The sequence below is a fragment of the Ruegeria sp. AM7 genome, assembly GCF_056535965.1.
Map to the genome: position 1 here is coordinate 879,091 of NZ_JBQFJE010000003.1, position 20,952 is coordinate 900,042.

At 57.5% G+C, this 20,952-nt stretch carries 22 protein-coding genes; 9 read left to right on the plus strand and 13 right to left on the minus strand.

Translation table 11 applies throughout. From position 1 onward, the window contains the following. Positions 1 to 34: 34 nt before the first annotated feature. Positions 35 to 2,725, minus strand: a complete 2,691-nt coding sequence (gene acnA, locus ACR3EG_RS08085) for an aconitate hydratase AcnA (protein ID WP_480494773.1) — start codon at positions 2,723 to 2,725, stop codon at positions 35 to 37. A 246-nt stretch (positions 2,726 to 2,971) separates the two neighbouring features. On the opposite strand from acnA, the gene ACR3EG_RS08090 reads away from it, so the two are divergent. Further along, positions 2,972 to 3,673 (plus strand): DUF1223 domain-containing protein, encoded by a 702-nt coding sequence (locus ACR3EG_RS08090; protein WP_480494775.1) that lies wholly within the window; start codon positions 2,972 to 2,974, stop codon positions 3,671 to 3,673. Here the strand turns inward: ACR3EG_RS08090 and ACR3EG_RS08095 are convergent, their stop codons facing one another. The 5 genes from ACR3EG_RS08095 to purB form a co-directional block, all read right to left on the minus strand. Continuing rightward, on the minus strand, positions 3,674 to 4,597 hold the full coding sequence (locus ACR3EG_RS08095) for a lysophospholipid acyltransferase family protein (RefSeq protein ID WP_480494777.1): 924 nt from the start codon (positions 4,595 to 4,597) through the stop codon (positions 3,674 to 3,676). It lies immediately after the preceding gene. A 94-nt stretch (positions 4,598 to 4,691) separates the two neighbouring features. Next, entirely contained in the window at positions 4,692 to 5,783 is a 1,092-nt protein-coding gene (locus ACR3EG_RS08100; RefSeq protein ID WP_480494779.1) for a flagellar motor switch protein FliG, read from the minus strand. A 68-nt stretch (positions 5,784 to 5,851) separates the two neighbouring features. Further along, positions 5,852 to 6,394 (minus strand): tetratricopeptide repeat protein, encoded by a 543-nt coding sequence (locus tag ACR3EG_RS08105; RefSeq protein ID WP_480494781.1) that lies wholly within the window; start codon positions 6,392 to 6,394, stop codon positions 5,852 to 5,854. 103 nt (positions 6,395 to 6,497) lie between these two features. Then, positions 6,498 to 6,650: an adenylosuccinate lyase gene (locus ACR3EG_RS08110; protein ID WP_170752535.1), complete on the minus strand. Its 153-nt coding sequence runs from the start codon at positions 6,648 to 6,650 to the stop codon at positions 6,498 to 6,500. Positions 6,651 to 6,771: 121 nt separating this feature from the next. After that, positions 6,772 to 8,076: an adenylosuccinate lyase gene (gene purB, locus ACR3EG_RS08115; RefSeq protein WP_480494783.1), complete on the minus strand. Its 1,305-nt coding sequence runs from the start codon at positions 8,074 to 8,076 to the stop codon at positions 6,772 to 6,774. Between the two features lie 89 nt (positions 8,077 to 8,165). Here purB and ACR3EG_RS08120 point away from each other — a divergent pair, with 89 nt between their 5' ends. The 5 genes from ACR3EG_RS08120 (at position 8,166) to ACR3EG_RS08140 (ending at position 10,631) form a co-directional block, all read left to right on the plus strand. After that, entirely contained in the window at positions 8,166 to 8,498 is a 333-nt protein-coding gene (locus ACR3EG_RS08120; RefSeq protein WP_170354543.1) for a hypothetical protein, read from the plus strand. Beyond that, positions 8,495 to 8,917: a DUF6314 family protein gene (locus ACR3EG_RS08125; RefSeq protein WP_480494785.1), complete on the plus strand. Its 423-nt coding sequence runs from the start codon at positions 8,495 to 8,497 to the stop codon at positions 8,915 to 8,917. Before ACR3EG_RS08120 ends, ACR3EG_RS08125 begins: the two co-directional genes overlap by 4 nt. 77 nt (positions 8,918 to 8,994) lie before the next feature. Then, on the plus strand, positions 8,995 to 9,582 hold the full coding sequence (locus ACR3EG_RS08130) for a biotin transporter BioY (protein WP_170354541.1): 588 nt from the start codon (positions 8,995 to 8,997) through the stop codon (positions 9,580 to 9,582). A gap of 132 nt (positions 9,583 to 9,714) precedes the next feature. After that, positions 9,715 to 10,263, plus strand: coding sequence for a hypothetical protein (locus ACR3EG_RS08135; RefSeq protein ID WP_480494787.1), 549 nt, complete (start codon positions 9,715 to 9,717; stop codon positions 10,261 to 10,263). 11 nt (positions 10,264 to 10,274) lie between these two features. After that, positions 10,275 to 10,631, plus strand: a complete 357-nt coding sequence (locus ACR3EG_RS08140; protein WP_480494789.1) for a hypothetical protein — start codon at positions 10,275 to 10,277, stop codon at positions 10,629 to 10,631. Between the two features lie 6 nt (positions 10,632 to 10,637). Here the strand turns inward: ACR3EG_RS08140 and ACR3EG_RS08145 are convergent, their stop codons facing one another. Continuing rightward, complete coding sequence (locus ACR3EG_RS08145) at positions 10,638 to 11,852, minus strand: bifunctional alpha/beta hydrolase/OsmC family protein (protein ID WP_170752542.1); 1,215 nt, start codon at positions 11,850 to 11,852, stop codon at positions 10,638 to 10,640. 239 nt (positions 11,853 to 12,091) lie between these two features. Between ACR3EG_RS08145 and ACR3EG_RS08150 the strand changes: the two genes are divergently transcribed. Further along, a complete protein-coding gene (locus tag ACR3EG_RS08150; protein ID WP_480494790.1) occupies positions 12,092 to 12,274 on the plus strand; it encodes a hypothetical protein in 183 nt (60 codons plus the stop codon). A gap of 4 nt (positions 12,275 to 12,278) precedes the next feature. Here ACR3EG_RS08150 and dddP read toward each other — a convergent pair whose 3' ends face one another. Further along, positions 12,279 to 13,622: a dimethylsulfonioproprionate lyase DddP gene (gene dddP / locus ACR3EG_RS08155; protein WP_480494791.1), complete on the minus strand. Its 1,344-nt coding sequence runs from the start codon at positions 13,620 to 13,622 to the stop codon at positions 12,279 to 12,281. Between the two features lie 123 nt (positions 13,623 to 13,745). Here dddP and ACR3EG_RS08160 point away from each other — a divergent pair, with 123 nt between their 5' ends. Next, positions 13,746 to 14,486: a heme-dependent oxidative N-demethylase family protein gene (locus ACR3EG_RS08160; RefSeq protein ID WP_480494793.1), complete on the plus strand. Its 741-nt coding sequence runs from the start codon at positions 13,746 to 13,748 to the stop codon at positions 14,484 to 14,486. A gap of 35 nt (positions 14,487 to 14,521) precedes the next feature. Here the strand turns inward: ACR3EG_RS08160 and ACR3EG_RS08165 are convergent, their stop codons facing one another. From ACR3EG_RS08165 to ACR3EG_RS08185, 5 genes are all read right to left on the minus strand, one after another. Beyond that, the gene (locus ACR3EG_RS08165; protein ID WP_480494795.1) at positions 14,522 to 15,436 is read right to left on the minus strand and encodes a hypothetical protein; all 915 of its coding nucleotides are present in this window, start codon (positions 15,434 to 15,436) and stop codon (positions 14,522 to 14,524) included. 199 nt (positions 15,437 to 15,635) lie between these two features. After that, positions 15,636 to 16,424 carry a lytic murein transglycosylase gene (locus tag ACR3EG_RS08170; protein ID WP_170752551.1) on the minus strand — a complete coding sequence of 263 codons (789 nt, stop codon included), beginning with the start codon at positions 16,422 to 16,424 and terminating at the stop codon, positions 15,636 to 15,638. Positions 16,425 to 16,484: 60 nt separating this feature from the next. Then, entirely contained in the window at positions 16,485 to 17,114 is a 630-nt protein-coding gene (locus ACR3EG_RS08175) for an MSMEG_1061 family FMN-dependent PPOX-type flavoprotein (protein ID WP_480494797.1), read from the minus strand. A gap of 98 nt (positions 17,115 to 17,212) precedes the next feature. Further along, complete coding sequence (glnA, locus tag ACR3EG_RS08180; RefSeq protein WP_480494799.1) at positions 17,213 to 18,619, minus strand: type I glutamate--ammonia ligase; 1,407 nt, start codon at positions 18,617 to 18,619, stop codon at positions 17,213 to 17,215. A 30-nt stretch (positions 18,620 to 18,649) separates the two neighbouring features. After that, positions 18,650 to 18,988 (minus strand): P-II family nitrogen regulator, encoded by a 339-nt coding sequence (locus ACR3EG_RS08185; protein WP_170472761.1) that lies wholly within the window; start codon positions 18,986 to 18,988, stop codon positions 18,650 to 18,652. Between the two features lie 170 nt (positions 18,989 to 19,158). Between ACR3EG_RS08185 and ACR3EG_RS08190 the strand changes: the two genes are divergently transcribed. After that, positions 19,159 to 20,946 (plus strand): NAD(P)H-hydrate dehydratase, encoded by a 1,788-nt coding sequence (locus tag ACR3EG_RS08190; RefSeq protein WP_480494801.1) that lies wholly within the window; start codon positions 19,159 to 19,161, stop codon positions 20,944 to 20,946. Positions 20,947 to 20,952: the final 6 nt, after the last annotated feature.

Genomic DNA, 20,952 nt, shown 5'->3' on the forward strand with positions numbered 1-20,952 from the left:
TGGCGTCCTTTCTGGTTTCAGACCTGGCCTTAGATCACCCCACTTTGGCGAGGTTCCGCAGCACATAGTGCAGCACGCCACCGTTTTCGATGTATTCAATCTCGGGCGCGGTATCGATGCGGCACTTCAGGGTGATGGTCTTCTCGGACCCGTCGCCATAGACAATGGTGCAGGGCACCTCTTGCAACGGCTGGATCGTGTCCAGCCCGTGGATCGAGACCGTCTCGTCCCCCGTCAGACCCAGCGACTTGCGGGTATCGCCGCCGGTGAATTCCAGCGGAATGACACCCATCCCCACAAGGTTCGAGCGATGGATACGCTCAAAGCTCTCGGCGATCACCGCCTTCACGCCCAGCAGCGCCGTTCCCTTGGCCGCCCAGTCGCGGCTGGAGCCCGCGCCGTATTGCTCGCCGCCGAACACCACCAGCGGCGTACCTTCGGCCTGATAGGCCATCGACGCCTCATAGACCGAGGTCTGCTGCCCATCCGGCCCTTTGGTATAGCCGCCCTCAACGCCATCCAGCATCTCGTTCTTGATGCGGATATTGGCGAAGGTGCCGCGCATCATGACCTCGTGATTGCCCCGGCGGGACCCATAGGAGTTGAATTCGCGCGGTTGCACCTGACGGTCGGTCAGATATTTGCCCGCAGGCGTCTGCGTGGCAAATGACCCGGCGGGCGAGATGTGGTCGGTTGTCACCATATCGCCCAGAATCAGCAAAACCTTGGCCCCGTCGACGTTTGAAATCGTGCCCGGCTCGGGGCTCATGCCCTGAAAGTAGGGCGGGTTTTGGATATAGGTCGATGTGGGCGGCCAGTCATAGGTTTCTTGCTGGGGCACCTCGACATCCTGCCATTTCTCATCGCCTTTGAAGACATCGGCATACTTTGACTGGAACGCCTCGCGGGTGACGGTCTGCTGGACCAACTCGGCAATCTCGCTTTGGGTGGGCCAGATGTCTTTCATGAAGACGTCGTTGCCGTCCTTGTCCTGCCCGATCGGTTCCGAGGTCAGGTCGATATCCATCGTTCCTGCCAGCGCATAGACCACCACCAGCGGCGGCGAGGCCAGATAGTTGGCGCGTACATCCGGCGAAATCCGCCCCTCAAAGTTGCGGTTGCCCGACAGGACCGAGGTGGCGACTAGATCGCCCTCGGCAATCGCCTCGGACAGTTCCTTCTGGATCGGGCCCGAGTTGCCGATGCAGGTGGTGCAGCCATAGCCCACAAGGTTGAAACCGATCTTGTCCAGATCGGCCTGCAGACCGGCGGCCTCAAGATAGGCCGAGACAACCTGCGACCCCGGCGCGAGCGAGGTTTTGACCCATGGCTTGCGGTCCAGCCCCAACGCGGCGGCCTTGCGCGCCACAAGTCCCGCGCCGATCATCACATAGGGGTTCGAGGTGTTGGTACAAGAGGTGATCGAGGCGATCACGACCTTGCCCGATTCCAGCGTGTAATCTTCGCCTTTGACGGGGACTTCCTTGCCCATTGGGCGCTTGAACGTCTCGGCCATTTCACGCTCGAACGCCGATTTGGCATCGGTCAGGGCGACGTAGTCCTGCGGCCGTTTGGGCCCCGAGATCGCCGGAGCGATGGTGCCCATGTCCAGGCTCAGCGTGTCGGTGTAGATCGGGTTGTAATTCTCATCCCGCCAGAGCCCGTTTTCCCTGGCATAGGCTTCAACCAGCGCCAGACGATCTTCATCCCGGCCGGTATTACGCATATAGCGCAGGGTCTCGCCGTCGATCGGGAAGAACCCGCAGGTCGCACCATATTCCGGTGCCATGTTCGCAATGGTCGCCCGGTCGGCCAGTGGCAGACGGTCGAGACCTTCGCCAAAGAATTCGACGAATTTGCCGACCACGCCCTTTTCGCGCAGCATTTCCACGACCTTCAGCACCAGATCGGTGCCGGTGGTGCCTTCGACCATTGCGCCCGTCAATTCAAAGCCCACAACCTCGGGGATCAGCATCGAGATCGGCTGACCCAGCATGGCTGCCTCAGCCTCAATCCCACCAACGCCCCAGCCTAAAACGGCCATGCCGTTGACCATGGTGGTGTGGCTGTCGGTGCCGACCAGCGTGTCGGGGTAGGCGACTTCATCCCCGTTTTGGTCGGTGTCGATCCAGACGGTCTGCGCCAAGTATTCAAGGTTCACCTGATGGCAGATGCCGGTTCCGGGGGGTACTACGCGAAAGTTGTTGAACGCCGACTGGCCCCATTTCAGGAACTGGTACCGTTCCATGTTGCGCTCATATTCACGGTCTACATTCATCTGGAATGCGCGCGGATTGCCGAATTCGTCAATCATGACCGAATGGTCGATGACCAGATCGACCGGGTTCAGCGGGTTGATCTTTTGCGCGTCACCGCCCAAGCCCTTGATCCCGTCGCGCATCGCGGCCAGATCGACCACCGCCGGAACGCCGGTGAAATCCTGCATCAATACGCGGGCCGGACGATAGGCGATCTCGCGTGGGTTTTTGCCGCCATTGCTGGCCCATTCGCCAAACGCCTTAATGTCATCGACCGAGACGGAAAAGCCCGCATCCTCGAACCGCAGCATATTTTCCAGCACCACTTTCAGGGCGGCAGGCAAGCGCGAAAAATCGCCAAGTCCGGCCTCTTGCGCGGCGGGGATTGAATAATAGGCAATGGACTTGCCATTCACGCTTAGACTGCGGCGTGTCTTGGCGGTGTCCTGTCCGGTTTTGATGGGCATCAGGTGGCCTCCCTCTCAAATGACTTGGAAATTGGGATTCGCTATGGGTTTTCTGTAGCATGATTGTCTCCTGTTTGGGCGCAGGAAACCGTTCCCATTTATCTTGTATGCGGTGGTATGCAATTCAAGAGGCTTCTGTTGCGGTTTCTCAAGAAACCTTGATTGGTGGGTGAAGCGCAAAGAATGGTACACCATTCACGCAGGTTATCGCATCCAGACATAATAGTTATCAGCCCGAGGTCAGATATGATCAGAACCGCCGCCGTTGCCTCTTTGCTTTCACTTGTTTTGACCGCTCCTGTAGAGGCCGAAAGCGACCCGGTCGTGATCGAGCTGTTCACCTCACAAGGTTGTTCGTCCTGCCCGCCTGCCGACAAGCTGATGCACGAGCTGGTCAAGCGCGATGATGTGATCGGTCTGGCCCTGCATGTGGACTACTGGGATTACATCGGTTGGGAGGATGAATATGCCAAGCCCGACCACACCTTGCGCCAGCGGGCCTATGCCCGTTGGGGGGGGCGCTCGATGATTTACACGCCGCAGATGGTCATCAACGGTCAGCAAGATGTTGTCGGCGCGAAATCGCAAGAGCTTGAACGGATCATCGACGCCCACCTGACTGCCGCGCCCGAGGCCGAGGTCGTGGCTGCACGTGTCGGAAATGATGTGACGGTGGATGTCACCCCAGTCGACCTGCCAGATGGCGGGACCTACGACGTGCGGGTGGTGCAGTATTCACCCATGCGCCATGCCTCGATCCGTCGCGGAGAGCTGGCGGGGCATGAGCTTGACTATGCCAATGTGGTCGAATCCTGGCAGATGGCCGGGAAATGGGATGGGGTCGCGCCGCAGCAGTTTTCAGCGCAGCTGACATCGGATTTGCCCGCGGTCGTTCTGGTGCAGATGGCCGGACACGGCCCGATTGTTGCGGCCGCTAAGGTCAAGTAATCAGGGCATGTCCTCGGGCTGCACCCCCAGCCCATTCCACGTTTTCCACCGGCGGTGAATCCAGAACCACTGACCCATGTTTTTACGAACCATGGCCTCAAGATCGTCATTGGTGAACTGGGTCATTGTTTTGGGGTCGGTGTGCTCGACAGGGTCGTGCAGCACGATTTCGAAATCAATACCGTTAGGTTGGCGTACAGCATAACAAGGGATCAAAACGGCGTTGTATTTCATCGCCAATTCCGCATTCAGTACCGAGGTGACAGCGGGTTTTCCGAAAAACGTCAACTCTTCACCGCCATGCGCGTGGAGATCGGACACAATCGCAATGATTCCGCCTTTCTTAAGCGTGCGAACCATTTCGACCATGCCACGGCGACCCTGTTCGAACATCGGGGCGCCGGTCTTGTAGAAGGCCTCAACATACATATCGTTGAAGTATGGGTTAGCCATACGGCGATACAGGCATCCAATGGGTTGCCCGCTGCGGGTTTGTAGGGCTATCCGCGCGGCAAGGTAATGCCCAAAATGCGCCGTGATCATCATCACCGGCTTGCCTTGTGCAACCGCGTCGTCAAACGCGGCGATACCAGGACCAGAAATCTTGGCGTGGCTTTGGCGTTCGGTGAAGCCTGCGGGTGAAAAATGCTCCATGATTGCGCGCCCGGCATTGTCGGGTACTGCCTTGCAGATCCGGCTGACCTCTTCTTCCGGCAGCTCCGGGCAGGTCAGCTTGAGGTTGGTTCTTACGCGTTTTGTAAAGCCGACCACAGGAGCCAGAGCGCGCATGAGCGCGCCCATGGTTGCTATCCGCCGCTCGTAGGGCAACAGCCGCATTGCGCCGATTACGCCCCTCAGAAAAAGACCGGTCACATAGTATTGGCCAAGCTCAAAACGGCTGAGTTCAGACTTTTCAACGGGCATTCAGAGGTCTCGGCGGCTGCTTCCATTTGGATTTCAGACATACAAGCCGATGGTCGCAACCACAAGCGTTCAGCGAAACATGCTGAAGGCACGGTCATTCTTCGGTTTCGTCTTCCACCAAAGAGATCGCACCGTCGTCCACCAGGGCGCGAATGGCGCCGACAATTTGTGTCATGGCGTCTTCACCTTCTGCCTGTTTGACCTTGCCGCGCTCAGCCATTTCCTCGCGCAGATTGTTTGCCATCCGCGAAGACATGTTGGTCAGAAGATATTCGACTGAGGCCTTGTCGCCTTCGGTATCAGCCCCTGCAAGGGCGGTGACAAGGACGGGTTGGTCGACACTCCGCAAGACTGCAGGAACATCCCTGGGCAAGATGCGGGCAGGGATATGGGCGAAGGTGAAAATTGATTGCCGCACGAGGCTGGCAAAATCGGAATCTTCTTCGTCCAGCGCCGTTAGCAGGCCATCGCGAGTGGACGCAGCAGATTGGTTCAGAATGGCGCCGACCCGTTCGCTGGGGCCGTCGTTAAAGGCGGTTGCTGGTCGTTGATCAAGCTGCGCCGCTAGAGACCAGCCAATCCGTTCGACAGCCTCGGGCGTGATATTGGTGGTTTTTGACACGGCGTAAGTGATGCGCCGCGCCACGGGGCCGGGCAGATGCCCCAGCATTTGCGCAGCCTTGGCGGTTTCCAGTTTGGACAGCATGACAGCGGCGATTTCGAGGCATTCGGCCTGCGCGATCTGAGCCAGATCTTCGGCCGGAATTTCCCTGAGACGCTGCCACGGATCACCGACCTGGCGTACACCGGCCACTTTGCGCAATCGTGCCGCTGTTGCCGGAGCGATCTTGCCGTTCACGGCGTCCAATGCGCCCGCCAATCCGTGAGGGAAGGACAAGCCGATACTTTCCAGAGCCTCGGCAAACTCGGCAGCGACGGCGTCCAGTGTTACGCGATCCACCAGCCCCATTTGCCCCAGCTGATGAGTCAGTTTTTCCTGTAGCTCGTCGGGAAGCTCCTCCAAGGGAATGTCGGCCCCTTCGTTCAGCAATAGCCTAACAACGACGGCAGCCTTTTCCCGGCTGCTGAGTGCGCGTGGTACAACGCGCGGGGCATCGTCAACACTGTCGCTTGCGGAAGGTGTGGCCCCCGGTGCCACCTGTATCAATGTGTTTGTGTCCTGCATCTGCCTGCGGTGCCAAATTGCTGTTCCGCAGGCAGACTACAGAGAGTCGGGTAAAGAAAAGCTGAAGCTTAGTAGTTGAAGGTCAGCCCGCTGCGGATCGCCTCGCGCAGGGATGCCTCGGCCCAAGTACCCTCACCACCGCGTGCCTTGATCTCGCGCCATTGTTCGATGGCCAGATCAGTTTTACCCGCGGCCACAAATCCCTGCGCCATATAGGACCGTGCAAGAATGTTGTCAGGGTTCGTCTTGATGGCGTCCTGGTAATAGGCATTTGCCAGTTCCAGCTTACCCATCTTGCGGAAGGTAAAGCCCCAATAGGTCTGCACGCGATCATCGTCCTGATCCATGATGCGCAGAATGCTTTGGGCATTTTCGAATTGTCCGTCATACGCAAGTTCGCGCACTGCACTATACAGTTCGTCTTCCGAAAAGCTGGTTTTGTCGGGCTTTACGCAACGGCCACGATCTTTGTCATACACCCGACCAAACAGGCATTTCTTTGTCGTGTTCGTTGTTTTGGGGGGACGGGTGTCGTTTCCACCCGCTGCATATACGGCGGGTGCGAATGCAAATGCCTGAAGGGCAATGGCAGAAGCTAGTACGAGGCGCATATTCCTACTCCGTTCTCTGGGCTGTTCTGATCAATCATAGTGCGATCTGACAAAAAGCTAACAACCGCAGGCTCGCTTTTATTCACGAGTAGGAAATAATTTCTTAGCCGCTGACGTTTTCTTTACAGCTGTGGCTTACCGCGTCCCAAGAGGTTCCGGGCGCACAGGACTGTGTTTGTTCCGTGTGCGCACCGCAAGCCAAAGCGGCGGTGGTCGAACTTGCCAGCGCCAACGCGCAGATAAGAGATCGGATCATTGTGTTTCTCCTGATTGGAAATACACAAGCATTCTATCTGAATTTGGTCGAATTTTCAAAAGAACAAGGCCCGGATCCGCCAATGCAGTCCGGGCCTTTGAAAGGATTGATAATAGTCAGCTCACTCGCCGAAGACGCGGGCGAAGATCGTGTCTACATGTTTGGTGTGATAACCAAGGTCGAATTTCTCTTCGATCTCGGCGGGGCTGAGGGCGGCAGTGACATCCGCATCGGCCAGCAGTTCTTTTTTGAAATCAGTGCGATGTTCCCAAACCTTCAACGCATTGCGCTGGACCATGGCATAGGCGTCTTCGCGGCTGACACCCGCTTGGGTCAGGGCCAGCAGAACCCGTTGGCTCATGACCAGACCGGGGAACTTGTTCATGTTCTCCAGCATGTTTTCAGGGAAGATCAGCATCTTGTCGATCACACCGGTCAGACGGGCCAGCGCAAAGTCCAGCGTGATCGTCGCATCCGGGCCAATCATCCGTTCAACCGAGGAATGTGAAATATCACGCTCGTGCCACAGGGCCACGTTCTCCATCGCCGGAATCACGGCGGCGCGGACCATACGCGCCAGACCGGTCAGGTTTTCGGTCAAAACTGGGTTCTTCTTATGCGGCATCGCAGACGAGCCTTTTTGGCCCATCGAGAAGAACTCGGCCCCTTCCAGAACCTCGGTCCGCTGCATATGGCGGATTTCGATAGCGATGTTTTCGATGCTGCTTGCGATCACGCCCAGTGTCGCAAAGAAGGCGGCGTGACGGTCGCGCGGGATGACCTGCGTGCTGATCGGCTCGGGCACCAGACCTAGTTTGTCGCAAACATGCTCTTCAACCGCGGGATCGACATTGGCAAAGGTGCCGACCGCGCCGCTGATGGCGCCGGTTGCAATCTCGGCCCGCGCGTCGCGCATCCGGGACAGGTTGCGGTCCATCTCGGCGTAGAAACGCGCAAAGGTCAAACCCATGGTGGTGGGCTCGGCATGGATGCCGTGGCTGCGGCCGATGCGGACGGTGTTCTTATGTTCGATCGCGCGGCGTTTCAGGGCGGCCAGCAGACCTTCGAGATCGGCGATCAGCAGGTCGGCGGCGCGGGTCAGCTGCACGTTCAGGCAGGTATCCAGCACGTCGGACGAGGTCATGCCCTGATGCACAAAGCGTGCCTCTTCACTGCCCACATGTTCCGCCAGATGGGTCAGAAAGGCGATGACGTCATGTTTGGTGACGGCTTCGATTTCATCAATCCGTGCTACGTCGAACTCCACATCCTTGGCTTTCCACACTGCCTCGGCGTTTTCGCGCGGGATCACGCCCAGATCGGCCATGGCGTCACAGGCATGGGCTTCGATCTCATACCAGATGCGGAACTTGCTTTCGGGCGACCAGATGGCAACCATTTCAGGGCGGGAATAACGTGGAATCATTGGCAGCGGCACCTTATTGTGATTTGGCAGGAGGCGTTGCGGCGGGGTTTAAACCCGACCCGCCACAGGAACAAGGTGCGAGTGCGCAGATGAGACGGTTTGCCCTTATTTTGGCCCTCTGGCCCGGTTTTGCCGCCGCGACTGAGTTCTGGCCGCTGACCGGAGATGAGATTCAGTCGACTTTGGCCGGGCAGACACTTAGCTACGCAGAGGGCGTAACGCAGAACTTCGAAGCAAGCGGAGTGACGCATTACTTCTCGGGGCGACCCAGTGCTGGACGTTGGGCGGTGCGAGAGGACAGGTATTGCTCGACCTGGCCACCGTCCGAGCTGTGGGCTTGTTATGACGTTTTGCAAAGTGGTTTGATCATTCGCTTTATTGATGACAATGGCGAAATCACGGATGGGTATCTGTCCGAATGAACGCACCCAGCGATTTGTTTGATTTTGAAGGCCAATGGACCTTAACCCGAACAATCCGCGATGCGCGGGCAGGGCAGGTGGTGCAGGCGGACGGAACGGCCGTTCTGCGCCGCGCCGATCACGGATTGGTCTATGACGAAGAGGTCACGCTACGCATTCCCGGTCAGGCCGAGATGAAGGGGACCCGGCGCTATATGTGGCACGCGGATCGTGATGGGATCGCGATACATTTCGAGGACGGACGGTATTTTCACCGGTTGAAACTAGGTTTGCAGCAGGTTGCCGATCACCATGATTGCGCACCTGACAGCTATGACGCGACTTATGATTTTGGGAACTGGCCGCGCTGGAACGTGCGTTGGGTCGTATCCGGGCCGCGAAAATCCTATGAAATGGACACGCAATACGTCCTGCGATAACGTATTCACCTTGAAGTGATCGCCCGGATTGGGCATTGCTGTTGCGGAATTCCGATCCGAATTGGGGAGAAGTGAAGATGAATGCAAACGTACTGGCCAACGCGATTGGCCCGCGTGAGGGCACAGCACTGCGCGTCAAGCAAGTGGTTCTGGTCGCGCTGGGCATCGTTGCTCTGGCCGTTGCCGCGAAAATCAAAGTACCGATGTTTCCGGTACCGATGACAATGGGCACTTTTGCAGTGCTGAGCATCGGCACCGCATATGGCGCGCGTCTGGGTCTTGTGACCATGCTGGGCTATCTGCTGATTGGTGCGTTGGGCTTTGATGTATTCGCGGGATCGTCGGCCGAGAAATTTGGTCTGACCTACATGATGGGTGGCACTGGCGGCTACCTTGTCGGCTATCTGATGGCGACCGTTCTGTTGGGCGCTTTGGCAGCACGCGGCTGGGACCGTTCGGTCGGAAAGCTGGCGTTGGCGCTGGTTCTGGCTAACGTCCTGATCTACGTTCCGGGCCTGCTGTGGCTGGGTCAGCTTTATGGCTGGGACCAACCGATTCTGGAGTGGGGTATGACTCCGTTCCTGGTGGGCGATGCGGTTAAACTGGCGCTTGCAGCCCTGTTGATCCCCGCTTTGTGGAAGCTGGTGGGCGACGCCCGCGCCTGATTTTCCGCACAACTTACATTTACGACCCGCGCTCGGAGCAATCCCGGCGCGGGTTTTTTGCTGTGCCAAGACTGGACAAACCCGAAGATCACAGGTCAGTCTACGTTAAAAGAAACAATAGGTTATTTGGATATGTTTTTGCGATTGAGCTCTGCTTTTGCGGCGATGTGGTTAAGCGCTGTTCCGGCCTTGGCCGAAACGCCTGTCACGTATACCGATAACGGGCGCGCGCTGTTCAGCTTTTCTGTGCCCGACTTTTGGGCGGTCCGCACCGGTGGCCCGCGCGAGATCGAGGATACCGAACTGGGTGATCCGCGTGCTGTCGCGCGGGTGATGGGCGTCCGGCCTGTGACCGATGATACGGTTTGGATCGGGTTCGTATCCCCGGTCGGGGTCGCCTCTATAGATGGCGGGCTGCGGTATTTGCAGGACATTGACAAGTTTCTGGTTAAGTCCCCGGTTGTATCCGATACCGTCTTGACCCGGATCGGCGGGCTTCCCGCACAGGTGATCCGTGGCACCGGAACCCGTGAAGGACGGGGGGTCAACTTTACCGCAACCGTGATCGATCTGCCGCGCGACCGTGTGGCCGTTGCTGTCGCTGTTCTGCGCGACGGCGCGGATCCGGCTTACGTGGACGACCTGAACGCGGTGTTCGATTCGTTCCAGGCAGCGCGGTGAGGAGAGTGGACATGACCAGTAAAATGATCAGAAGAACCTTTCTGGCGCTAAGCTTGGGTGCCGCCAGTTTCACGCTCACGGCCTGCGACGGAGTCACCGTAGGTGTCGGCTACGGGTATGACCCGTTTTATGACTCGCTGCTATGGAACGACTATTATCACGATGTCGACGTCGATATTGATGTTGATCGCCCTGTTCGTCCCAGACCGCCAGAGGGGCGCCCCCCTGCGCGACCCGTGCCGCCAATTGGTAAACCACCCGCGCGGCCTCGTCCGCCGGTTGCGAAACCTCCGGCACGACCGCGCCCGCCGGTCGCGCGACCGCCAACCGCGCGCCCACCGATTCATCGCCCGTCGCCGCGACGGTAACGGGCGTCAAGCCAGCAATTCGGTGGTGATCTGAGCCGTTCCTTCAAGTGTCCTGTGAACGGGGCACTTGTCGGCAATCTCAAGCAACCTTGCGCGTTGTTCCTGATCCAGTGGGCCTTCCAACCGGATTTTGCGCCGGAACAGGTCGACTTTGCCGTCGCCTATCAATCCGGCGTCCTGCGCGTGGACCTTGTTGTGACAGACATCGACCGTGATACCCGTCAAGGGCCACCGTTTACGGCGCGCATACATCCGTATTGTCATCGAGGTGCAGGCCCCCAAACCTGAGGACACAAAACCATAGGGCGACATGCCCCGGTCAGTGCCGCCATAGGACGCGGGTTCATCCGCGATTGCGTGGTGTCGGGGGCCGGACTGAATATCCTGCAAAAAGCCATTCGGATCAGCCTCGGTCACGCGGACGATGCCTTCGGGCGCGCCGGGTGGTGGGGCAGGCGGGTGGAGCGCGACATAGCGCGTCACCCAGGCTGCGATAACGTCCGCAGCATATTCAGCGTCCGAGGCGCGGGTGATCAGGTGGTCGGCGTCGTCCAGCGTGACAAAGCTTTTGGGATGCTTGGCAGTCAGGAAAATCGTGCTGGCGTTGTCGATGCTGACCGTTTCGTCCAGTGGGGCGTGCAGGATCAACAGCGCGGCCTTCAGCTCTTTGATGGCAGGCGTCATCGCGGATTCCGAGATATCGTCAACAAACGCTTTGCCAATGCGGAAGGGTCGCCCACCCAATGTCACCTCGGCCGAGCCTTCTTGTTCGATCTCGGGCAGCGCTGCTTGGAAATGGTGCGATACATGGCCCGGATCGGCAGGCGCACCCAGTGTAACCACGGCCTTGACGCTGGGAATTCCAGCACGCGCGCGCAGAACAGCGGCGCCGCCCAGCGAGTGCCCGATCAGCAGAGACGGTGGCATGTCGCGCCTTGCCAGGTAGTGCGACGCCGCGATCAGGTCCTCGACATTGGATGAGAACGTGGTGTTGGCAAACTCGCCATCGGAATGGCCCAGCCCGGTGAAGTCGAAGCGCAGAACAGCAATACCCATCCCAGCCAGACGCGCAGCGATCCTGCGGGCTGCGGGGATGTCTTTGGAACAGGTAAAACAGTGTGCAAACAAAGCGGTGGCCAGCACCGGACCGTCCGGCAGGTCAAAGCGCGCAGCAAGTTGGTTGCCGTCGTGACCGGCAAAAGTAATACGTTCGGTGGGCATGGCAGTTCCTTACGTCGCGAGTTGCCTTAATACTGTGGGCTTACTTGGGGTCGCTCAACCCATTTGTCGTGGCCGTCACGGGAAGGTGAGGAAAGATCGCCCCTATAGATCATGGCAGTTAAAGCAGAGAAGTTAAAGTATCACCGATTGTGATGAATAGACTTTCAAATATTCGTTTTAATAAAGGAAGAACCTTCCCCATCTTGGGCTTGTGAAGCAAAGCAGCCAAGGAGGCAATCATGGCACATGTCACTTCCGCACCCCGTGGCGCAACACCGCGCCCAGACATTCTGATCGTTATCGCGTTGGCGGGGGTTATCGGTTTTTCAGCCGGTCAGAACTGGCCGAACACGCACTCGGTCAGCGCAGTGATGGCCGAGGACTGGCATGGTAACGTCAAGCGTTCGACCTGGCCGGATTAAAAGGTCAAACGAGCCCCATCAATTGGGCATCAAAGGGATAGGTCGAAAGGTTCTCATACCCGTCTTCGGTGATGAGAACCTGATCTTCCAGTTTGATCGAGAAGTCCCCGCCCACTTCGCCGACGGCGGCTTCGACGCAAAGGACCATGCCGGGCTCAAGAGGGTAATCATACGCGCCCGGCACTGCCTTGTCCGGATAAGCGACCAGAGGCCATTCGTCACACAGCCCCACCCCATGCATCAGGCAACCATATTTCTGCGCCTGAAACTTGTCGTCCAGTCGATGACTGTTGGCGGTCAGTTCTGGGATCATGACGCCGGGTTTCAGCATCTCCATATTGGTCATGATATGCTCATGGGCGTGCTGCATGGCATAGATCATGTCGGGTCGCGGTTTTTGATCACCGACCCACCATGTGCGTGAGATGTCGATGCAAATCCCGTACGAGCCGATAAGATCCGTGTCGAAGGCGATGATCTCGTTGGCTTGCGTAATGCGCGGGCCACATTCCTGAAACCAAGGATTCGTACGCTGCCCCGAGGCCAGCAGTCGGGTTTCGATCCATTCGCCGCCGCGCCGGATATTTTCAGCGTGAAGAATAGCCCAGATGTCGTCCTCGGACGTCTTGCCGTCGCCCACATTGGCACGGGCAAATTTCTCCATCTCGGCGACGGCTGTTTCGCAAGCGTGGTTCGCGCAGCGCATCGCCAGAATCTCATCCGGTCCTTTGATGGAGCGGGTTTTTTCGGTGACCTCTTCGCCTTCCATGATCTCGAACCCTTGCGCTTCCAAAGCGCGCAACCCGTGCAACATGATTTTGTCGACAGCCAGCCGCATGTTGCCGCCACTATGTTCTTCGATCAGGGCGCGTACTTCGTTCGAAAACACATCTGCCGCCACATCCACCTTGTCGCCACGGTCGAAATAGAACAGATCCGCGCCCGAGCGCTGTTCGCGTACCAAGGGGTTGTAAGTCGAAAGAAACGGAGAATTCTTGTAGTCCCAGATTACCATGTAGCCGTCCGCACAGAGCAGCACGGCACGAAACGGGTTATGTGTGTTCCACAGCTGCATGTTTGTGCTGTCGGTCGCATAGCGGATGTTGAGCGGGTCAAACATCAGCAAGCCGCCGTAACCACGATCAACGACAGCTTGGGTCAGACGTTTCCATCGATATTCGCGCATTGATGCCAGATTGGGCAGGGTCAGGCCAGTGGCCTCCCATTCGGCAAAGGCCAGTTGTGTTGGGCCTATCTCAATCCGGTCCAAGTTGTTTGGTGTACCGTCGCCAAGGGTTGCGCCCTTTGTCGGGTCGATCTTTCGGCCATCGCGGTAGTGAGTGTTCATGGCGGCCCTCCCTGCCTATTTATTAAGCGTGGAGAATCATTACGCTGTCGTCTTGATATTTTGCGACGGTCGGCTCGTCGCTTTTTGACCGACATCAGAATGGTGTGGTGGTAAGTCGACCGCATGACGATTTTGCAAAGCTCGATCCCGTACGACCCTCTTTCGGAAAAGCCCCTGCCGGGCATCCAACCAGCCAGCATGGAGACGTGGCTGCAACGTGATGATGCCTTCGCCGCACAGATGCAACATCGAGGGGCGTTGCTGCGCGATCGTCGCGCTGACGTTTTGGCGCTGGATCCCGCCGCCGAGCCTGCCGCGCAAGAAGTGTTGGATCTGGTGCTTCACCACGCTTATCCGGGGTGTTCTGGCACTGTCATTCGACCGGATGGGCAAGAGGTTTGCATTGATCGCAAACACCCGATGGAGACCCTTTGCAATTTGGTGCAAGAGGACATTTGCATCCTGCAAAAGCGGGGTGAAGAGCATGTTCTGACCGGTGCAATACTGTGCTTTCCGGCCAGTTGGCGATTGTCCGAGAAATTCATGCGTCCGTTGATAGACATCCATCTGCCGGTAGACAGCTACGACGAAAACGTTGCGCGCCGCGTGCAACGCCTGTTTGATGGAATTCAACCCGGCCGACCACTGTGGCGTTACAATGCTTTGTGGTACGACGACGCCGAGTTGTACCAGCCACGCAGTGCGCAAGAACCACGCCACATCAAGGACCCCGGTACTGCGCCTTATTTACGAAGCGAGCGCCAAACCCTGCTGCGTCTTCCCAAATCGCAGGCAGTCATATTTTCGATCCACACATACGTTTTGGCAGCAGAGAGTCTGCGCAAAATAGAAAACCCCGCCTGATGGCGGGGCCTCCTAGGAGGGTCTTGTTTTGTGAGTTACATGCCCAAAGCGCTGGCAACGCCCGCGAAAGCCCCGCTTGTGCTGAGAGCAGAGATCGCTACGGAATAGGCAAGTACCTGGGTGTTCAGGCGAAAGTCTTCGCCCCTTATCAGGTTCACAGCGGCCATTGAGGCCGCGATCGGGACAGACACACTGGCCACGGCACCGGTTAGTCCCCAACTTGTAAGTCGAAGGATGTCACTTGGTTGTTCGTGGTCGAGGGGGGGCGTGTCCTCCTGATCTATTGGCTGCTCGATAGGTTCTGTCCGAAAAGCGATGCTGAGCAACTGCTCATCCGACAACTGGATCGGCCGGGCTGCCGGAGGCGGCGCCTTTTTTTGTGGCTCGTCCAGAGGGTCTTCCTCAATAGTGTCCAGCCCCGCAAATGGGCCAGAAACCGCCTCGAAAACTTGCTTTCTATTCCGCTTTTTTTTAGCGGGGGGCAGAGTGTCAAATGCGCTCATGAATTGTTCGATGGTCAGAACCGTGTTGGGTGACAACCACTCGATCCGTTTGGTCGCGCAGATGTCGACCATACGATACAGGATCACCACCAACATTAGTTCCGAGATTTCAGTGTCATCCAGCAATTCTGAAACCGGAGACACAGTGATTGTCAGTCGATTTTGCGGCAAGGTCACGACGGGGCGTTTAATCGTTTTCAACCCGGCCGCGCGGTCCACACGTTCGATCCGTGTCTCGCTTGCTGGCACCTGAGTGTCCAGAGTCAGTCGCACAAGATACTGACTGCAAACGATGCTGGCTTCGGTGGAATCGAGTACGCTTTTACGCTCTACCAGATGGCCGTAATCTTCCAAAGTCGCAGCCACAATCGCGCTGAAACGCTCGATCGCGCCATCGGTATCGCCGTCAAACTGCAGGCCACCATGATAGCTGTTCTTCGGAGTCACTGCGCATTCCTTCGCCGCACGTTGAGTTCAAGAACAGGTTAACAAGGAAAATAGGGCAGATTTGGGCGGTGATGGAAAAAAATCACAAATTGCAAAGATTGATTACGCTCTGGAAACCTAGGCATTTTGGGGGCCGTTTAATGTTCATGGCAAGAATGTGACCAAAATGTGGGGTGGTTGTGCGGAAATGTGGCCAGGGTCACCCGTCGATTCGGGCCGCCATGATTGCGATCGATTGTTGGTACACAGTAGCCGCATTCCATTGCTGGATGACCGCAAAATTCGGCTGCCCCGGTTGGTAGCCGCGCCCCGGTTTCCAACCCTTTTTGCGCAAAAAGTTGGCTGTCGATGCCAGCGCGTCAGTCATGTTGTAAAAGTCAACGTTACCGTCACCTGTTGCGTCGACACCGTAGGTCAACGCATTGCCGGGTAGAAACTGTGTGTGCCCCAATTCGCCATGTTTTGCGCCCTTGGTAGCTGTCGTAATGCTGCCTTGATCGACCAGTTTAAGGGCACCAATTGCGTGGGGAATAAAGAACTCGGACCGACGACAATCATAGGCCAGCGTGGTGATAGCCGATACAACCTGACTGTCGCCCATAAAACCACCAAAGCCCGTTTCCATCCCATGGATGGCAATAAGAACACCTGCGGGCACTCCGTATTGCCGTTCGAGAGCGGCGTAAAACTGAGGGTTTCGTGCTTTTCGTTTGCGCCCTTGCGCGACGATTGTGTCCGCTCCGCGTACTTGCATGAATTTGTCTAACGAGTACTTGAAGCTTTTCTGATTGCGGTCTGCGGCAATTGTTCGGGTGGCATAGGTCGTTTGGGCCAATGCCTGAAGCCCCTTTTTCTTGACGCCAGCACGTTTTGCCTGTCGCGAGAAGTCTTTTTTCCAGGCTTCAAACCCGGCGCTGGTGTTTCCACATTGGGCAGCAAGCCCAGCTGTAGGAAGGAAAACGGTCAGAGCAATTGCCAAGCGCAGCATCAGAATAATCCCAGAATACACACCCCAACCTTACGATGCGTCTTTGGTCTGGCAAAGGGCTTAGTACAGGTCCAACTCTCCGCAGTGCTTGAGGGCCTCAAACCACTCATCCGGCGTTTTGTTGATCTTGGCATGTTTGACCATCATGGCGTTCATGTTCGGAAGGTTGGACGAGTCCGGCCAGTCCTCGGGGCTCCACAGGTTCGCGCGGATCACGCATTTAGGGCAGTGCGCAAAAACAGTTTGCACCTTAATCAGAAGTGCAAGTTTGGGCGGCCGGGCTTGCACAGTCATAGAGGCCAGCAGTTTTGGATCAGCGCATATTTGGGCAGTTCCTCGGATACGCAGCGTCTCCATCTTTCCTGGCACGAAGAAGATGACACTGGCGCGTGGGTCTTTCAGGATGTTGTGAAAGGTATCCACCCGTTTGTTGCCGGGTCGGTCAGGGATGGCGATCAAGTCGTCCGACAGCACCTGAACAAAGCCACATGGATCCCCACGCGGGGATACATCCAAATGCCCGTCCGGATTGGCCGAGGCGATCAGGCAGAACGGCGAGGTCGCGATGAAGTCGCGGCACATCTGGTCAAGCGTGGGCAGTTCCTTGGCGATGATCTGGGGCAGGGGCGCGCCGGTGATCCGTTCCAGTTCTTCGGGTGTGGTCACGAAGTTGGTGAATTCGGTGTCCATGCGATCTCCTCCTGTCGTTAGTGTGGAAGATCACCCGGAATGAGACAAGGGCGCCCGGTTGGGCGCCCTTGAAAGAATTTTCATCGAAAATTCTTGGATCAGCAGCTGTAGTACATGCCGTATTCTACAGGGTGCGGTGTGTGCTCGTAGGTTTCGACCTCTTCCATCTTCAGCGCGATGTAACCGTCGATCTGGTCTTTTGTGAACACGTCGCCCTGCAGCAGGAAGTCGTGATCGGAGGCCAGAGCTTCTAGCGCTTCGCGCAGCGAACCACATACGGTCGGGATGTCGGCCAGTTCTTCGGCCGGCAGATCGTACAGGTTTTTGTCCATGGCTTCGCCCGGATCGATCTTGTTCTTGATGCCGTCCAGACCAGCCATCAGCAGAGCAGCAAACGCCAGATAGGGGTTCGCAGCTGGGTCAGGGAAGCGGGCCTCGACGCGCTTGGCTTTCGGGCTTTCGGTCCACGGAATACGGACACAACCCGAACGGTTACGGGCCGAGTAGGCGCGCAGAACAGGGGCCTCAAAGCCTGGGATCAGACGCTTGTAGCTGTTGGTCGCCGGGTTGGTGAAGGCGTTCAGGGTTTTGGCGTGCTTCAGGATGCCGCCAATGAAGTAGATCGCTTCGTCCGACAGGTCGGCATATTTGTCGCCAGCAAACAGCGGCTTGCCATCTTTCCAGATTGACATGTTCACGTGCATACCGGTGCCGTTGTCGCCTGCGATGGGCTTCGGCATGAAGGTCGCCGATTTGCCGTAGGCGTGCGCAACGTTGTGGATGACGTACTTGTATTTCTGCAGCTCGTCCGCCTGCTTGGTCAGGCTGTCAAAGATCAGGCCCAGCTCGTGCTGACAGGACGCAACCTCGTGGTGGTGCTTGTCCACTTTCATGCCCAGACGCTTCATGGTCGACAGCATTTCCGAGCGCAGGTCTTGTGCTTCGTCAATCGGGTTGACCGGGAAGTAGCCGCCCTTGACGCCCGGACGGTGGCCCATGTTGCCCATCTCGTATTCGGTGTCGGTGTTCCAAGACGCGTCGGTCGCATCAACTTCGTAGGATACTTTGTTGATGCTGTTCGAGAAACGGACGTCGTCGAACAGGAAGAATTCGGCCTCGGGGCCCATGTAGGCAACGTCGCCGATACCCGATGCTTTCAGGTATGCTTCGGCTTTCTGTGCAGTGCCGCGCGGGTCACGCTCATAGGCTTCGCCGGTGTCGGGCTCGACAACCGAGCAGTGTACGCAGATGGTTTTTTCCGCGTAGAACGGATCGACATAGGCGCTGTCGGTGTCGACAACCAATTTCATGTCTGATGCTTCGATCGACTTCCAGCCTGCGATCGACGAACCGTCGAACATAAAGCCTTCGTCCAGGAAATCTTCGTCAACCTGATCGGCCATCAGGGTCACGTGCTGCAGCTTGCCGCGCGGGTCGGTAAAGCGAACATCGACGTATTCTGCGCCTTCGTCCTTGATCAGCTGAAGAACTGCGTCCTTGCTCATACTCTCTATTCCTCTGATTGGAGTGTTCGATTACAGCGCGTCCGAGCCGGTCTCACCGGTCCGAATGCGAATGGCTTGTTCTACGGGCGAGACAAAGATCTTGCCGTCGCCGATCTTGTCGGTCTTAGCGGCCGAGACGATGGCGTCGATGGCAGCATCGACCTGATCGTCGTCCAAAACGACTTCGACTTTCACTTTAGGCAGAAAGTCGACCACGTATTCCGCACCGCGATACAGTTCGGTGTGGCCTTTCTGGCGACCAAACCCTTTAACCTCGATCACGCTGAGACCTTGGACGCCAACGTCCTGCAGCGCCTCTTTTACCTCATCGAGTTTGAACGGTTTGATGATCGCTTCGATCTTCTTCATCCCGGGCTCCCTTTAACTCTTGTCAGGATGGCAGTGACCACGTCTAAGATCGGGCGGCAATCGGATTGCGAATTTGGTCCCGTTTGGCCGCTGGGAAAATAGGCTTAGGTTTAAATTTTAATCAGATTGCATAAAAAGTAATCGAAATTGAATCGACTGGGAATTTTGAGATGACGGAACTGCTGACGGCTGCTCAGATGCGGGCCATCGAACAGGCCGCGATTGAGTCTGGTGAGGTGACCGGACTGGAGCTGATGGAGCGGGCTGGGCAGGGCGTTGTCGATGCCATTTATGAGGAGTGGCCCGAGTTCAAGGATCGAGGGGCCAGCCCCTCGAGCTCCCCGAGGTATTTGGGGCCAGATGAAGGGGATCCGCTGCGCGCCGTGGTGTTGTGCGGGCCGGGGAACAATGGCGGTGATGGGTTTGTCGTCGCGCGCCTGTTGCATGGGCTGGGGTGGGGCGCTGAGGTGTTTCTGTATGGCGACGCAGAAAAACTGCCTCCGGATGCGCGGGTGAATTATGAGCGGTGGGTGGAGTTGGGTGTGGTCCAACAGCTGTCTCAGAAACGTTTACGCAAGGGTTCTTTCGCGGATCTTTATGTTGACGCTGTATTTGGAACTGGACTGAAGCGCGGTTTGGACGGCGAATTGTTCAGCGTCATTCGCCACCTTTCTGGTGTGGACGGGGACCACTATGCTGATCGCATGGTTAGCATAGACGCTCCATCTGGCTTGTGCTTGGACAGTGGGCGTGTACTGCATCAAGAGCCGCTACGCCTATGGCCGCGAGAGTTGCTGGAAAACCTTCCACCAGAGGCACGGAGCAGGGTTGCTGATGCCGGAGGCGCGCGCGCTTTGCATGACCGTTTTGCAAGGTTGACTGTATGCTTCGACAGCCCAAAACCGGGTCACTTTCTAGCACAAGGGCCCGATTTATGTGGAAAACTTGTCGTGAAGGACATCGGCATATCCCGGCAGCGTTGTCGATTTAATGGGGAACCTTTTGACAATGCATTTGCATTTTCCCCCACATCTTTCAGGGGAGCAACTCGGCCGGTTTTTCTAAAACTTGCCGAACCCCAAGGGCGGGTTGAAGATGAGCGCAGGTGGATGGGAACGCCTTTCTATCGCTTGCCCAAGTACAACCAGCATCACAAATACACCCACGGTCATGCCCTTATCCTTTCGGGCGGTGCGGCGAAAACTGGTGCTGCGCGGTTGGCGGCACGGGGGGCTTTGCGGATTGGGGCTGGGTTGGTGACGCTTGGGGTGCCGGGCGCGGCTCAGATGGAGGTGGCGGCGCAGGTTACGGCCCTCATGGTGCAACGGGTTGATGGGGCCGAGGGGTTTGCGGAGGTGCTGGGCGACGAGCGATTGAATGCGCTGTGTCTTGGGCCGGGAATGGGGATGGAGCGGGCGCGCGAACTGGTGCCAGTTGCGTTGCAGGCCAAGCGGGCAACCGTGCTGGATGCGGATGCTCTGACGGCGTTTGCGGATGATCCGGCGGCTTTGTTCGGGCAGTTGCACGAGAATTGCGTTCTGACCCCGCATGGGGGCGAATTTGCACGCCTGTTCCCGGATATTGCCGAGAAATTGGCGGCTACGCCAACCAAAGGCCCGGCCTATTCCAAGGTGGATGCCGCGCGCGAAGCCGCCAAGCGGGCGGGGTGTGTGGTTCTGTTCAAGGGGCCAGACACGGTGATTGCCGCGCCGGATGGGCGATGTTCGATCAATGCCGCTGTCTATGATCGTGCGGCACCGTGGTTGGCCACGGCCGGGTCAGGGGATGTTCTGGCAGGGTTCATCACGGGCCTTTCGGCGCGCGGGTTCAGTCCGATGCAGGCGGCGGAAACGGGCGCTTGGCTGCATGTGGAATGCGCGCGCAACTTTGGTCCGGGTCTGATCGCCGAGGATTTGCCCGAGCAGTTGCCTGCTGTTTTGAAACAGATCGAAGCCTGATCGCGC